We start from the raw sequence: 15,670 nt of genomic DNA, 5'->3' as shown, positions 1-15,670 counted from the left end.
CGCTTGCCAACGAAGTCTGGTTTCATTTTACCAATAGCCCAGCTCAGCCCGGCATCATGCGGGGTGACCGTACCATCGGTATCCTGACCGACAATGATATAGCCCTTCTCGGCACGCAGCACGTGCATGGTTTCGGTCCCATAGGGGCAGATATCGTATTTCTTGCCTGCTTCGAACAGCATTTCCCAAAGGGCGCGACCGGCATGGGCCGGAACGTTTACCTCAAAGCCGACTTCGCCGGTAAAGCTGATGCGGAACAAGCGTGCCGGGAAGCCACCCACGCGGCATTCGGCAACCGACATGTGCGGGAAGGCTTCATCAGACATATCCAACCCTTCGACAAACGGCTCAAGCACCTTGCGGGCATTCGGGCCGTTCAGCGCAATGGTCGCCCACTGCTCGGTCGTCGAGGTCAGCCAGACATCAAGGTCCGGCCATTCAGTCTGAAGGTAGTCTTCCATCATGTTCAGAACACGCGCCGCACCACCGGTCGTGGTGGTGACATGGAAGCGATCATCGGCCAGACGGCCAATAACACCATCATCACGAATAAACCCGTCATCCCCCAAAAGCAGGCCATAGCGTGCCCGGCCCGGTGCCAGTTTGGTCCAGGGGTTGGTGTACATACGGTTCATGAATTCAACCGCATCGGGGCCAACCACCTCTATCTTGCCAAGGGTCGATGCATCAAAGATACCGACACTTGCGCGCGTCGCACGGCATTCGCGATCAACAGCGGCATGCATGTCTTCGCCGTCTTTCGGGAAGTACCATGCGCGACGCCACAGGCTGACTGGCTCGTAAGCGGCACCGTTTTCTTCGGCCCAGCTGTCAATCGGGGTTTTCCGCGTGACTTCAAAGTGACTGCCCTTGTGATAGCCACAAAACGCCCCGAAGGTCGTCGGGGTGTAAGGCGGACGGAAAGTCGTCAGGCCGACTTTTGGCTGTGGCACACCCAATGCGTCAGAGGCAATGTTCAGGCCGTTGATGTTCGACATCTTGCCCTGATCGGTTGCCATGCCGTTGGTGGTATAGCGTTTGACATGCTCAATCGAACGCATGCCTTCGCGTACCGCCAGACGCAGGTCCTTTGCGGTCACGTCGTTCTGATAGTCAACAAAGGCACGTGCCTTGCCTGCATCCAGATCGGTCGGCAGTTCCTTGTGGCTGACACCGGTTCCCGGACGATCATGTGCCACGGCATAGGATGCAGCTTTGGCAGTTTTGCCGAGGCTTTTGACTGCTGCCGCGCCCATTTCCGCACCGTCATTCAGGACCGCCTCAATGCCCCACAGGCCACGGCCCGCGCCAGCAATTTCGCACTCCTCTGACTTGTGATCCGGAAGGAAAGTCTGGCGTTCCTCATCCCACTTCAGCGTTCCCTTGGTGTGCGAGAACAAATGAAGCGACGGCGTCCAGCCACCCGACATCAAAAGGCAGTCACAACCGATCATTTCGGGTGCACCAACCGCCGATCCGGTGACCGGATTGACCCGAACCGATTTGACACGCAGGCGTCCTTCGGTACCGGTAACGGTATGACCGGCCATGATGCGAATACCGCGACGGGTCGCCTCGGCAACCAGATCGGCATTCGGTTCTGCACGGGTATCAACGATGGCGGCAATCGCGGTGCCAGCATCGGCCAGATCAAAGGCCGCATACCATGCACTGTCATGACTTGTGACGATGACAGCCTTGTCACCAACACGCACGCCATAACGGTTCAGGTAGGTTTGGGCCGAACCGGCCAGCATCACGCCCGGGCGATCATTTCCATCAAACACCAGCGGCTTTTCCAGCGCACCTTGCGCCAGAACAACCTGCTTGGCACGGACACGCCACATGCGTTCGCGCGGTGTTTCCCCATCCGGGCTGGCAAGATGATCGGTGAGCTTTTCGCACAAGCCCACGAAGTTCTGGTGGTAATAGCCAATTGCGGTCGTTCGGGTCATCAGCTTGACGCCAAGCTCTTTGAGCTCTGCGACGGTTTTGGCAACCCAGTCCCAGGCCGGAATGTCTTCGATCATGGCCGAAGGTTCAGACAGAAGCGAGCCACCTGCTTCGGGGTTTTCATCCACCAGCGTCACGCGAGATCCGGCACGCGCAGCAGTAAGAGCCGCGGCAAGACCGGCAGGACCAGCACCGATGATCAGAACATCGGTATGCAGGTAACGCGATGCATAATGATCCGGATCCGGTTCGGTCGGTGAAACGCCAAGACCGGCAGCCGCACGAATGAACGGCTCATATACCTTGTCCCAGAAGGATTTCGGCCACATAAAGGTCTTGTAGTAGAACCCGGCGGAGAACAGCATATAGGCCTTGTCGTTGATCGCACCAACATCAAACGACAGGCTGGGATAGCGGTTCTGGCTGTTGACCTGCAGGCCGTCCCAGATTTCCTGAACGGTTGCACGGGTGTTCGGCTCGAACCGGCCCGGACCACGACGGGTACCGACCAGTGCGTTCGGTTCTTCCGAACCAGCGGTCACGGCACCACGCGGGCGGTGATATTTGAACGATCGACCCATCAAGTGGATGCCATTGGCCAGCAGGGCCGACGCAACGGTATCGCCTTTGAAACCTTTGATTTTCTTGCCATCAAAGGTGAACTGGATCGGTTGGGTGTGATCGACGCGACCACGCCCGGAAACGCGGAAGCTGCTCATTTCGATTTCTCCAACAATTTGGACAGTTCAGGACGGGGATCATCGGTTTTGTAGGTGATCAGGAACCGGTCACTGACAGTGTCACGTACAGCGTTGAAATATCGACCGCAGCCATGAAAATGGCGCCAGCGTTCATAATGCGGGCCCTTGACGTTGGTGCGGATGAACAGGAAATCGCGCCATTCCTCGTCACTGACCGACGATGGATCAGCCGGACGTGCAATATGGGCTTCACCGGCATAGGTAAATTCCGCCTCCGGCTGGGTCTGATTGCAATAGGGGCAATGGATCAGAAGCATGTCCGGTCTCCTTAGTGCGCAACTGCTGCAGCAGCGGCTTCGTCAATCAGACGGCCGGTGCTGAAACGTTCAAGGGTGAAGGGCGCGTTGGCCGGATGGGGATCATCCTTGGCGACGGTCCATGCCAGTGTATGGGCGGCACCCGGGGTCGCCTTGAACCCGCCGGTACCCCAGCCGCAGTTGACATAAAGACCCGGCACCGGCGTCTTGCCAAGAATGGCCGAACGGTCCGGGGTCACATCGACGATACCACCCCATTTACGCAACATGCGCATACGGTTGAAGATCGGGAATATCTCGCAGATCGCAGCAACCGTATGCTCGATCAACGGCAAACCGCCGCGCTGGGAATAACTGGTATACTGGTCGGTCCCCGACCCGATCACGAGTTCACCCTTGTCAGACTGGCTGATATAGGCATGCACGCTGTTGGACATGACAACACAGGGGAAGATCGGCTTGATCGGCTCGGACACCAGCGCCTGCAGCGGATAGCTTTCAAGCGGCATGCGAACACCTGCCGTATCCATCACGACCGAGGTATGACCGGCAGCCGAAACAGCAACCTTTTTTGCGCCGATAAAGCCCTTGGCAGTCTCAACACCGGTGACACGGCCGTCCGGGCCACGGCGAATGGCGGTTACCGGGCAGTTCTGAATGATATCGACACCACGTGCCGCAGCGCCACGGGCATACCCCCATGCCACGGCGTCATGGCGTGCTGTCCCTGCGCGCCGCTGAAGAGCCGCACCAACGACCGGATAACGCGCCGTCGGCGAGATATCGAGTGGCGGGCAGTATTCCTTGGCTTCTTCGGCAGACAGCCAGACGTTGTCCACACCGTTCAGGCGGTTGGCATGTACGTGGCGCTGGAAGCTTTGAACATCATGCACGTTATGCGCAAGCATCAGAACGCCGCGCTGCGAATACATGACGTTGTAGTTCAGCTCCTGGCTCAGCCCATCCCACAGATCAAGTGCGTGGTCATAAAGCTTCGCACTTTCATCATAGAGATAGTTCGAGCGAATGATTGTCGTGTTACGGCCGGTGTTCCCACCGCCAAGCCAACCTTTATCGATCACGGCCACATTGGTTATGCCGTGTTCCTTGGCCAGATAATAGGCCGCACCAAGACCATGACCACCTGCGCCGACGATGATGACATCGTATTCGGCCTTTGGCTCACTGTCGGGCCACTGTGGCTCCCAGTTCTTTTGCCCGCTCAGGGCGTTCTTTATAAGCGATAGCGCAGAAAAATGGGTCATGATTGTACGATCCCCCGATTTACCATTGCCGGAACTCTATCAATGTCCTTGGTTTGCGGACTGGATAATTGCGACAAATTCATTGTATATTTTTGCCATGAACTCTTTTTCGAACCCTCGCTCCGATCCTGGCAAAACCAATGCAAAAAAGCGTCTTCGCGTCGCCTTTCTGCTGGCAGACAATTTCACGCTGACAGCGTTTGCAAGCTTTGTCGATGTATTGCGTCTGGCCGCCGATGAGGCGGACCGTTCACGGCCGATTAACTGCGACTGGACAGTGCTGTCTGATACCATGAACCCGGTGCGTTCCAGTTGCGGGGTCAAGGTGCAGCCCGACACGCGCCTGCGCAATGCCGGTGACTACGACTATATCGTGGTTGTTGGCGGGCTTATTCAAGAAGAAGGCGGGTTTTCATCTGAGTGTATTGCCTATCTCAAGGCGGCTGCGGCCAAAGGCAAAAGTCTGATCGGCCTATGCACCGGGGTTTTCGCGTTGTATGAGGCGGGCCTTCTTGAAGGATACCGCTGCTGTGTCAGCTGGTTCCACCATGACGAATTTGTCGCACGCTTTGAGGCCGCCCAACCGGTTTCCGATCAGATCTTTGTGGTTGATCGTGACCGCCTGACCTGTTCGGGCGGGCATGGCGCGGCCCATCTGGCAGCCTGGGTGGTGGAAAAGCATATCGGACGCACGGCCGCGACCAAGAGTCTGAGCATCATGATCATCAACGAGGCGATGACCGGCGAAAATCCGCAGCCGGGCTTCCAGACTGATCTGGTTGCCCGCGAACCGCTGGTAAAGAAGGCGCTTCTGCGGATGCGCCAGAATATCGAATCGCCCGAAACCGTCGCCAAAATGGCAGAGAAACTTGGTGTAACGCGCCGCAAGCTTGAACGCGCGTTCAGTGCCGATCTGGGCATTTCACCTTCGCGCACGGCACTACGTATTCGGCTTGATGCTGCCAAAAAGATGCTTGGCGAGTCGAACAGGACCACCACCCAGATCGCGCTCAGTACCGGTTTTTGCGACGCATCGCATTTCATTCATGCCTTCAAGGCCGAAATCGGCATGAACCCGTCGGAATATCGCAATACGGTTCCGGTCCCGGCCACCCTGCCCTGACAACAGGTCGAAGTCGATCAGCCGCCGGGCATCATCAGGCATCAATAGTGACGTGCCCGATCGGGTTCGAGCAGCAGGCAAGGATATAGCCTTCCTCGATATCGTCGTCAGTAATCCCGCCATTATGAACCATATGAACCTGCCCTTCGGTCTTGCGCACCTTGCATGTCCCGCAAATCCCCATCGAACAGCCTGACGGGATTACGAGGCCTGCCGTGCGCGCCGCGGCAAGGACGGTATCGGTCTGGGTGCAATTTGCCGTAATGCCAGATGCGGTGAATGCGATGACAGCCTTGCTGTCCTCATCGGGGACGACATCATCGGGCACGTCTTCTGCTTCAAGTGTCGGCGCGTGGAAGCTTTCCTGATGGTAGCGATCCATATCATAGCCAAGCCCGACAAGAACCTCTCGCACGGCCTGCATGAAGGGTTCAGGTCCACAACAAAACACTTCACGTTCAAGATAATCCTGCGCCATCAGGCCCAGCATCAGCTGATTGAACGTCCCCAAATATCCGGTCCACGGCTTGTAGGGATCGGCTTCTTCGACCACCCATTTCAGGGCAATACCGTTAATCCGTGATGCGCTGTGTTCCAGGCGTTCGCGAAAGATGATCTCGGACGGGCGCTTTGCACAATTGACGAATACAATGTCGGGATCACGTCCGGCGTCATAAAGATAGGTCGTCATCGACATCATCGGCGTAATGCCCGACCCCGCCGAAATGAAAAGGTATTTATCCGCCGGATGGTTAATCAATGAAAAGCTGCCAGACGGCCCTTTGGCCCGAATGCGCATGACCGGACGCAAATGATCAAGCATCCAGCGCGTACCGACCGACCCAATTTGCGCCTTGACCGTCACAGTCAAGGATGTCGGCCGCGATGGCGAGGATGAAATCGTGTAAGTACGATAAAGCGGCCCGCCCGGCACCGGGAGCTCCAACGTCAAAAACTGCCCGGGGTCATAGCTGAACAAAGCGCCCGACACCGACTGGAAGCAAAATGTCATGACGTTGGGGGCTTCTGGCAGGAACGAAACACATTCCAGTTCCTCGGAGTCCGACCAGAAGGCAAGTTTCGGTTTCTCGATCACTGACATCGCCCTACTCCGCCGCGACCAATCTGGTCTGGGTCAGCCTGTCCAACAGTGTTTTCGCATACCAGTTGCCAAACTGGGCTACGCCTGCTTCCTGGCTCTCGGAATACGGTCCCACCTTGTAGGCCGGTGTCGCGATGCCACGCTGATTGTTTTCGACCACTTCCTTGTCCTCGGCATTGGTCGCAAGCCAGACTTCAGTCAATCGTTTCAGGTCATAGTCACGTCCCTCAACCGCATCCTTGTGCACCAGCCACTTGGTGACGACTTCGGTTCCCATCGGGCTGATCGGCGTCACACGGAAAACAAGCGCATGATCCGACAGGAAATGGTTCCAGGTCGACGGGTAATGAAACTTCAAAAGTGATCCCGCATTTTTGAACGGGATATTGGAGTTCGGCAGGCTGACAGCAGCCTTGGTATCAAGTGTGTAACTTTCCGCTTCCCCCAGAAGCGGTACACGCACCAGACGCCATTCACCGGCATCCGAGATCTGATAGGCCGATGGCGCGCCAACCGCCTCGCACCGGGCGATATGACGATCAAGCTCACCGGCCACCACACCATCGGATGTACTGCCGATCGCGCGCGCATCTTCCGGGAAGGTCCGACACAGCGACGGGTGGTTGCCCCCGCAGTGATAGCATTCCCGATTATTTTCCCAAACCAGCTTCCAGTTGGCGTTTTCGATGATCGTGCTTTCAAACGCGACCTTGGAATTTTCAAGATCGTGCGGCGCAAGATACAGCTCGGCGGTCTTGGCAAACGGTTCGATATCCGGTGCGTTTTCAGCAAGGCAGATATAGACCAAGCCGTGTATCATCCGGCAATGAACCGGGCTTAACCCGAATTTTGAATTGTCAAAATCCGGCCCCATATCACGTGCCCAAAGCAACTTGCCATCAAGGTCATAGGTCCACTGGTGATACGGGCAAACCAGCCGTGGATTTCGGCCCTTTTTGGTTTTGCACAGAACCGACCCACGATGGCGGCACGAATTGTGGAAGGCACGTACCATCTGATCATTGCCGCGCACGATCACGACGGAATAAGCACCGACTTCATAAATGACGTAATCGCCCGCCTTGGGTATTTCGCATGCCGGGATCGCAAACAGCCATTCTTTGTAATGAATGCTTTCAAGGTCGAGCTCAAAGATCGATTGATCCGTATAGAACGGCTGTTCCAGAGAATATCCAGGAACACGACGCGCCAAAAGCTCTTGGACTGAATGCGAAATAACGGGCATGGCGGAAATCCGTTTCTTGATGGTTAAAAGCAACCAAAAGTGTGAACTTCATGCCACAATTTACAACGGCATTAATTTTCATCTTGGTTTAGCTCACCTAATCTGAAAAACTCACACAAACTACCCTGCGCTGTTTTCAGGAGAGGCCGTTGGCCCGCCCATATGATCTGTCTTCGATAAATGCCCTGATCTGCTTTGAAGCAGCGGGTCGCAATATGAGCTTCAAGGATGCGGCAGCGGAACTGAATGTGACGCCTGCGGCTGTAAGCCATCAGATCAAGGCACTTGAGGCCGATATTGGCAGTGCGCTTTTCATTCGCCGCAACCGCGGGGTGGAATTGACCGAGAAAGGCGCTTTCCTGCTCGTTGCACTGCAAAGGGGTTTTGAAACCATTTCCGACGCGGTCATCCAGTTGCGCGATCAACATGAAACGGTTGATGTCACAATCAGAACCACAACGGCTGTCAGTTCACTTTGGCTTACGCCAAAAATTGCCGCCTTCTGGAAAATTTATCCAAATATTACGGTCTCGCAAATTGTCTCGGATGTGCCCGGCATGACCGGGCATTGCGACCTTAGCATCCATTACAGCAACCCCGATGACGGGGCGGAGGGATATTACAAACTGTTTCAGGACCGTGTGGCCGCCATCGGCACGTCGGCCTTCAAGGCCGAACAAAACATTGAAACGATTGATGATCTGCTGCGCACACCCCTGATCCATCTGCATAACGAGGAAACAGACTGGACAACATGGACTGACTGGTTCCGCGCATTGGGACGCCCCGCCCCAAAGGGCCGCAGCTTCAAGCTCAACAATTACACGATTGCATTGCAGGCCGCACAGGACGATGTCGGTGCAATGCTTGGATGGGACGAACTGGTTGGACCGCTGCTTGAAGATGGACGCCTGATCAAACTTGTGCCGGACGAAATCGCATCTCCCATGGGGTTTTACTTGCGCGTCCATCCCCGCGCATCCGAAAAGGCCCGCATATTTGTCGACTGGTTGATCGACGCCGCCTGAGATCACGGGAAACGGCAAGCGCAGCACATCGCCACACTTGCCGATCAGGTCAGACGTCTTTCAACAAGCGCAACGCATCATAGATTGCCGCATGGGTGTTGCGTGCCGATACGGCATCCCCGATCCGGAACAGCTGATAAGTCCCATCCGGGTTCCGTACAACTGATTGTGGCTGACCGGCCAGAAGCTGATCATGCGACATTTCACCATGGTTCGATGAACCGGGCTTGAGATCGAAATAGATATCATCAAGCGGAATGGTGCCGTGGTTGACCACGATCTGATCGACGACCCGTTGCTTGGCAACCCCGCCATAGTCACTGCCGACATGCGCGATGAGTTGGTTGCCCTGCTTTTCCACCGCCTCAAGGCGATAGGTCACCGTAAAGGTGGTATCAAGCTTCTGCATGCTGCGCATATAGGGCACAAGGTTCATCGCCATGACTTCCGGCGCAAAGGACCGATCCGGCGTCATGATTTCGACCTTGACCCCTGACTTGGCAATCAGTTCAGCTGCCTGCAGACCGGCGTGATCCCCGGCATCATCATAGACCAGAACATTGGTCCCCGGCTTGACGTCACCCGAAATGATATCCCAGGTCGACACCACCAGATCATTGCCCTTTGACAGGACCTCGGTATCGGGCATGCCGCCGGTGGCGACGATCACCACATCCGGGTTTTCGGCCGTAATCGTGTCGGCCTCGGCCCAAGTGTTGAAATGGAAGGTTACGCCAAGTCGGTTGCATTCAGCCATACGCCATTCAATGATGCTGATCATTTCGCGGCGGCGTTCGTTTTGTGCGGTCAGGCGAATTTGGCCGCCCGGATTGGGGGCGGCTTCATAGACAACAACTTCATGCCCGCGTTCGCCGGCGACACGCGCGGCCTCCATCCCGGCCGGGCCGGATCCGACAATTACAACCTTCTTGCGGGTTTCGGCCTTTTCAACAATTTGCGGCATCGAAAGCTCGCGCCCGGTTGCGGTGTTATGGATGCAATAGGCCGACCCGCCCTGATAAATGCGATCAAGGCAATAGTTCGCCCCGACGCACGGACGGATTTCATCTTCGCGCTTTTCAATGATCTTGCGCACGATATGCGGATCGGTGATGTGTGCGCGGGTCATGCCAACCATATCGACCTTGCCCGATGCAATCGCATGGCGCGCAGTCGCGACATCGGGGATCTTGGCAGCATGGAATGTCGGGAAATCGGTGGCTGCACGAATGTCACCGGCAAAATCCAGATGCGGCGAGTTCGCCATGCCCTGAATCGGGATCACGTCGGTCAGACCGGCATCCGTATCAATATGCCCGCGAATAACATTCAGGAAGTCGACCATGCCACTGTCTTTAAGACGCTTGGAAATCGACAGACCATCTTCCTTGGTCAATCCTCCCTCAAGGTCTTCATCACCGGTATAACGCACACCAACAATGAAATCCGGCCCGACCCGTTTGCGAATTTCGGTCAGCACATCAAAGGTAAAGCGCAGGCGGTTATCGATGCTGCCACCATAAGGGCCTTCAAGTTCGTTGGTCAGCGGCGACCAGAACTGGTCCATCAGATGGCCATAGGCCTGAAGCTCGATCCCGTCCATACCGCCCGCCTTCATGCGTTCGGCAGCATCGGCATAATCCTTGATGATGCGCTCAATATCCCAGTCTTCCATTTTTTTCGGGAAGGCCCGGTGGGCTGCTTCGCGCTTGTGAGAGGGGGATACTACCGGCAACCAGTTTGCCTTGTCCCAACGCGTGCGACGGCCAAGATGGGTCAGCTGGATCATGACAGCAGCACCCTGTTCATGCACCGCGTCGGTCAGATCCTTCATCCACGGAACGACTTCATCCTTCCAGACCAGAAGGTTGTTGAAAACCGGTGGGCTGTCCTTTGATACCGCAGCCGACCCCGCCGTCATGGTCATCGCAACACCGCCCTTGGCGCGCTCAACATGATAGGCGCGATAACGGTCCTTTGGCATGCCATCCTCGGGATAGGCCGGCTCGTGCGACGTCATGATAATGCGGTTGCGCAGCGTCAGATGTTTAAGCTGATAGGGCTGAAGAAGCGGGTCGTTGGACATGTGCGGGGCTCCGGTTTTGGACTCTCTGCCCATGACGATATTCAGAAATGTACAGTTATGTCAATTTTAAGTTCACTGATGTATATTTCAGATACATTCATGTACACTCTGCTTGTCGCGATCCGGGCATTTTGCTAAGGACAGGCCCATGGAAGAACAGATTGAAGATATCGCCGGGCAAAACAGTGGCTGGCGCGGATCAGCCGAGGTCTGGCTGAACGCGGCTTATGACGCCCTGCTTGAAACCGGTGTGGATGGCGTGAAGATCCAGCCATTGGCAAAGCGCCTGAACCTGTCGCGCACCAGCTTCTATTGGTTCTTCAAGGACCGGAGGGAGTTGCTTGGTGCCCTGCTTGATCTGTGGCGCGAAAAAAACACCGGCAACCTGATCAAACAGACAGAGGCCTATGCCGAAAGCGTCTCGGAAGCGATGCTGAACATCATCGATTGCTGGCTGATGCCCGACCTGTTTGACGCGCGCCTTGAATTCGCCGTGCGCAGCTGGTCGGTGCAGTCCGACGATGTCATGGCCGAGATTGAAAAGGCCGATCAGCAACGTCTTGATGCGCTCGCAAAACTATTCATCCGCTTCGGGCAGGATGAACGCATGGCCGATGTCCGTGCACGCACCATCTATCTGGTGCAGATCGGCTATATTTCCATGCAATCAAACGAAGACCTTGCCGTCCGCATGGCGCGCATTCCGGGCTATGTCGAAACATTCTGTGGACAGGCACCCACGCCAAATGAACTCAACCGGTTCTATGCGCGACACAATTTCGAACCCTGATCCTGCACCACCCTTTTGATGGCTTGCCTCAGATTCACCCGAAATCTGATGGCGCGCGTCGGATTTGATCGCAATTCAAAGGAAAATCCGCATGCCGAGCCAATAAAATGTCACGTATCGGGCCATCGGTGATGGTTGCGTGTCTTGAACATTTAAGGGCAGTGATGAGCATGATTAACGCCAAAGGGTCGATGACCCATTTTGCAAATCCGTTGGCAAACCGGGAAACCGCCTATTCCGACGCCCAAAAGGCTGTCATCAGCGTTGCAAGATCACGTGAAGCCATTGCGAATATCACCGCGTGGCCGTCTTATCAGCCAACCCCGCTTCACAGCCTTACCAACCTTGCGCGCGACTGCGGGCTTGGTAAGATCTGGTACAAGGACGAAGCAACCCGGTTCGGCCTGAAAAGCTTCAAGGCACTTGGCGGCGCCTATGCCGTTGCAAGGCAACTTCAGGCCATCATCGAAGATAAAGCCGGCATCCACCCCAGCGTCTCGGACATTATTGCGGGCAAACACAAGGACACAGTCTCAGAAATCGTTGTTACCTGCGCCACCGATGGCAATCACGGGCGCTCTGTTGCCTGGGGTGCACAGATGTTTGGCTGCGGCTGTGTAATCTACATTCATCGCGATGTTTCCGAAGGCCGCAAACAAGCCATGGAGGCCTTTGGCGCCGAAGTCATCCGCATTACTGGCAACTATGACGAATCTGTCCGGCTCGCCGATAGCGAAGCCAAGGCCAAGGGACGCATCATCGTTTCGGACACCAGTTATGAAGGCTACATGGAGGTCCCCAAGGACGTCGCCCTTGGCTATACCGTCATGCTGGCTGAGGCGGTCGAGCAGCTTCACGGCGACATCCCGACCCATGTCTTCATTCAGGGCGGTGTTGGCGGATTGGCCTCGGCCGTAACGGGCTATTTCTGGGACCTCTGGGGCGAAAAGCGGCCACGCATCGTCGTGGTCGAACCCGAACAGGCCAACTGCCTGCAGCAAAGTGCGAAGGTCGGTCATCCGGTCGCGGTTGAGGGCGATCTTGAAACCCTGATGGCGGGCCTGGCCTGTGGCGAGGTATCCCTTCTCGGCTGGCAGATCCTGTCAAACGGGGCGGATGACTTCATGACGCTGAGCGAGGACATGGTCGCACCAGTAATGCAACTTCTTGCCCGGGGCTACGAAACTGACCCCAAGGCAGAGGCAGGAGAATCCGCTGTTGCCGGTCTGGGGGCAGCCATTCTGGCATCACAAAACCCGACCTTTGCCAAGGCATTGGGCCTTGACCCAACCAGCAAGGTTTTCGTCATCGGGACAGAGGGGGCGACGGATCCGGAAATGTATGACCGCCTCGTTGGACAAACAGCGCAGGATTAATCGACATCAACCGGCACCGACAGGCCGACCTTCACATTGTCCATGACAATGCTGGTCTGGAAGCCTTTAACATTGTTGTTTTCAAAGAAGACCTCACGGGTGAAGTCTTCATACTCGTCCATGTCGCGTGCCGTCACGACAAGCACGAAATCGGCACTGCCTGTTACGTAATAGCATTGCTGAACAGACGGGTGGTTCTTTGCCGTTTTCTTGAATTCATCAAGGAGATGAAGCTGTTCGCGCTCCATCGTCACCTGCACGATGGCGGTGACATTGCGATCAACCGCCTTGGCATTTACTACGGCGACTTCGGCGCTGATGATATTCTGTTCTCGCATTTTCTTGATGCGCCGCTGAACGGCCGCCGGGGACAGGCACACCTGCTCGGCGACCTGATCGGAGGTTGCCCGGCTTGATTTCTGGATGATCTCAAGGATTTTCGCATCAAAGCCGTCGATCTTGCCAATGGGGGCGTTGCTCATTGAAAACACCTGAAAAATCGGGCCGGTCGATCCGGCACATTGTACTCAGTGTGCGGGCTTTGATTGCAATGTAAACCCCTTTTGCCGATCATATTCCGGCAAATAATGCGGCGTTTCGACGCCATGGATGCCCGAATGTCGGAATTCCCGCATCAGATTGCGCTACGCTTTTCGTTCTGCATCCATGTCAGGGGCGCTCATTACATCTTGGCATCCCTTTTTGGGGTTTTCATCAGCAATGACCAGTTTTGCGACGATCAATCCTTTGAAACCACTGGACCATCTGGCCCCGGCTGGACGGGTTGGCTTGATATCGTTGGCGACTGATTTCAATATCGAAACCGATCTCAAACAGCTCTATCCATCAGATGTCAGCTTCTTTACCAGTCGGGTACGCAATCACAATCCGCTGACAATTGAAAATCTTCGCCGCATGACGCCGGGCATCCGCGATGCTGCCGATAAAATCCTGCCTGGCACCGGTCTTGATGCGGTGATTTATGCCTGCACATCGGGTGCCATTGCCATTGGTGTTGATGAAGTCACCCGCCTTGTTCAAGACGTGCATCCGGGTGTGCCGGTGACGAACCCCGCCACCGCCGCCATAACGGCGTTTAAAACCCTATCGGCCAAACAAATCTCGATCCTCACCCCGTATACCGAACCGGTAAACCGCGATGTTGCGGCCCTTTTTGAATCCTTTGGGGTAGAGGTCATCAACATGACCGGCTTCGGGTTTGAAGACGACACCGCCATGACCTTCATCGCGCCCGAAGACATCAAAACCGCAGCCCTTCAAACCTGCGCCAAACAGGCTGATCTTTTGTTCATTTCCTGCACCGCCCTTCGGGCCTCTGGCCTGATCGCGGATCTCGAAGACCAACTGAATATCCCGGTCATCAGTTCCAATCAGGCTCTTGCGTGGCACAGCCTGAAACTGATGAACTATCCGAACCCGATATCGGGTTTCGGCACCCTGATGCGTGATCATCTGGGGACCGCAGCACTCCAATCGCGCGCCTGAAACAAAGGACATTAAATGCCCCTTGATATGCCCCTGATCAAAGACATGACCGCATGGCGTCAGCACCTTCATCGCCATCCGGAATGCGGTTTTGACTTGCCCATGACATCAAACTTCATTGCCGAAAAGCTTGAAAGCTTCGGGATTGAGACCGTGCGCGGCGTCGGGCAAAGCGGTATTGTCGGCATTCTGCGCAATGGCAGCTCAGACCGATCCGTGGGTCTGCGTGCCGATATGGATGCGCTTTTCATTGCCGAGGAAAACACAACACCCTACCGCTCCGCACATGATGGCAAGATGCATGCCTGCGGCCATGACGGCCATTCGGCGATGCTTTTGGGGGCGGCCGCCCATTTGGCAAAAACCAGAAACTTTGATGGTACGGTGCATTTCATTTTCCAGCCTGACGAAGAACATGGTGCTGGCGCGCAGGCAATGATTGATGATGGCCTGTTTGAACGCTTTGCCATTGATGAAGTTTATGGCCTGCACAACATGCCCGGTTTGGCAGAGGGCACCTTCACCGTCCGGCCCGGTTCCCTTATGGCGAGTGAAAGCAGCTTTGAAATCAGGATCAAGGGCATTGGCGGTCATGCCGCCATGCCCCATCGCGGTGTCGACCCGATCGTGGTGGGCTCGCAGATCATCATGGCCCTTCAAACCATTACGTCACGCAATCTCAGCGCGGTCGAGGAAACTGCTGTTGTCTCTGCAACCGAATTCATCACCAATGGCACAGTCAATGTGATCCCGTCCGAAGTCACCATCAAGGGTGATTGCCGCTGCTTTACCGATGCCAGCCTGAACAAAATCAAAACCGCCATGGAACGCATCGTTGCCGGTACTTGTCAGGCGGCTGGTGCCAGCTATGAATTCAGTTTCAAAAACACCTTTCATTCCACCATCAACAATCCCGACCAAACCACCAAGGCGATCAAGGCGGCACAGGCTGTCTTTGGGGCCGAAAATGTTGTTGCCGATTGTGTTCCCCTGACAATTTCCGAAGATTTTTCCAGCATGCTACGCGTCAAACCCGGTTGTTACGCCCTGATCGGTAACGGCACCGGGACGGTTGGTGGCTGTGCGCTTCATAATCCGAAGTACGATTTCAATGACCGCATCCTCTCCAAAGGCGCAGAGTACTGGGTGCAATTGGCCGAAGACATTCTGGGCTGAT

13 protein-coding genes are annotated in these 15,670 nt (G+C 55.6%); 6 read left to right on the top strand and 7 right to left on the bottom strand.

Going from position 1 to position 15,670, the window contains the following annotated elements; genetic code table 11:
• The 3 genes from B2R48_RS09095 to B2R48_RS09085 form a co-directional block, all read right to left on the bottom strand.
• On the bottom strand, positions 1-2,672 hold a 2,672-nt coding region (locus tag B2R48_RS09095), incomplete at its 3' end, for a sarcosine oxidase subunit alpha family protein (protein ID WP_296999463.1).
• Positions 2,669-2,971: a sarcosine oxidase subunit delta gene (locus tag B2R48_RS09090; RefSeq protein WP_296999462.1), complete on the bottom strand. Its 303-nt coding sequence runs from the start codon at positions 2,969-2,971 to the stop codon at positions 2,669-2,671. The genes B2R48_RS09095 and B2R48_RS09090, both read right to left, overlap by 4 nt.
• Positions 2,972-2,982: 11 nt before the next feature.
• Positions 2,983-4,236, bottom strand: coding sequence for a sarcosine oxidase subunit beta family protein (locus B2R48_RS09085; RefSeq protein ID WP_062956309.1), 1,254 nt, complete (start codon positions 4,234-4,236; stop codon positions 2,983-2,985).
• A gap of 97 nt (positions 4,237-4,333) precedes the next feature.
• Here B2R48_RS09085 and B2R48_RS09080 point away from each other — a divergent pair, with 97 nt between their 5' ends.
• A complete protein-coding gene (locus tag B2R48_RS09080) occupies positions 4,334-5,359 on the top strand; it encodes a GlxA family transcriptional regulator (protein ID WP_296999461.1) in 1,026 nt (341 codons plus the stop codon).
• Positions 5,360-5,393: 34 nt separating this feature from the next.
• On the opposite strand, the gene B2R48_RS09075 is transcribed toward B2R48_RS09080, so the two are convergent.
• Positions 5,394-6,461 (bottom strand): hybrid-cluster NAD(P)-dependent oxidoreductase, encoded by a 1,068-nt coding sequence (locus B2R48_RS09075; RefSeq protein ID WP_296999460.1) that lies wholly within the window; start codon positions 6,459-6,461, stop codon positions 5,394-5,396.
• Positions 6,462-6,465: 4 nt separating this feature from the next.
• Positions 6,466-7,707: an aromatic ring-hydroxylating oxygenase subunit alpha gene (locus B2R48_RS09070; protein WP_296999459.1), complete on the bottom strand. Its 1,242-nt coding sequence runs from the start codon at positions 7,705-7,707 to the stop codon at positions 6,466-6,468.
• A gap of 149 nt (positions 7,708-7,856) precedes the next feature.
• Here B2R48_RS09070 and B2R48_RS09065 point away from each other — a divergent pair, with 149 nt between their 5' ends.
• On the top strand, positions 7,857-8,735 hold the full coding sequence (locus tag B2R48_RS09065) for a LysR substrate-binding domain-containing protein (protein WP_296999458.1): 879 nt from the start codon (positions 7,857-7,859) through the stop codon (positions 8,733-8,735).
• A gap of 49 nt (positions 8,736-8,784) precedes the next feature.
• Here the strand turns inward: B2R48_RS09065 and B2R48_RS09060 are convergent, their stop codons facing one another.
• Complete coding sequence (locus tag B2R48_RS09060) at positions 8,785-10,821, bottom strand: NADH:flavin oxidoreductase (protein ID WP_296999457.1); 2,037 nt, start codon at positions 10,819-10,821, stop codon at positions 8,785-8,787.
• Positions 10,822-10,969: 148 nt separating this feature from the next.
• Here B2R48_RS09060 and B2R48_RS09055 point away from each other — a divergent pair, with 148 nt between their 5' ends.
• The gene (locus tag B2R48_RS09055) at positions 10,970-11,611 is read left to right on the top strand and encodes a TetR/AcrR family transcriptional regulator (RefSeq protein WP_296999456.1); all 642 of its coding nucleotides are present in this window, start codon (positions 10,970-10,972) and stop codon (positions 11,609-11,611) included.
• Positions 11,612-11,775: 164 nt separating this feature from the next.
• A complete protein-coding gene (locus B2R48_RS09050; RefSeq protein ID WP_296999455.1) occupies positions 11,776-12,987 on the top strand; it encodes a diaminopropionate ammonia-lyase in 1,212 nt (403 codons plus the stop codon).
• On the opposite strand, the gene B2R48_RS09045 is transcribed toward B2R48_RS09050, so the two are convergent.
• A complete protein-coding gene (locus B2R48_RS09045; RefSeq protein WP_296999454.1) occupies positions 12,984-13,469 on the bottom strand; it encodes an Lrp/AsnC family transcriptional regulator in 486 nt (161 codons plus the stop codon). The two genes, B2R48_RS09050 and B2R48_RS09045, sit on opposite strands and share 4 nt — an antisense overlap.
• 238 nt (positions 13,470-13,707) lie before the next feature.
• Here B2R48_RS09045 and B2R48_RS09040 point away from each other — a divergent pair, with 238 nt between their 5' ends.
• The gene (locus B2R48_RS09040; RefSeq protein WP_296999453.1) at positions 13,708-14,493 is read left to right on the top strand and encodes a maleate cis-trans isomerase family protein; all 786 of its coding nucleotides are present in this window, start codon (positions 13,708-13,710) and stop codon (positions 14,491-14,493) included.
• Between the two features lie 15 nt (positions 14,494-14,508).
• The gene (locus B2R48_RS09035; RefSeq protein WP_296999452.1) at positions 14,509-15,669 is read left to right on the top strand and encodes a M20 aminoacylase family protein; all 1,161 of its coding nucleotides are present in this window, start codon (positions 14,509-14,511) and stop codon (positions 15,667-15,669) included.
• Position 15,670 lies beyond the last annotated feature (1 nt).

This window comes from Thalassospira sp. UBA848 (assembly GCF_002295455.1).
GTDB lineage: Bacteria > Pseudomonadota > Alphaproteobacteria > Rhodospirillales > Thalassospiraceae > Thalassospira.
The sequence above is the reverse complement of the archived record's forward strand: the minus strand, read 5'-3'. Positions and strand labels throughout refer to the sequence as shown.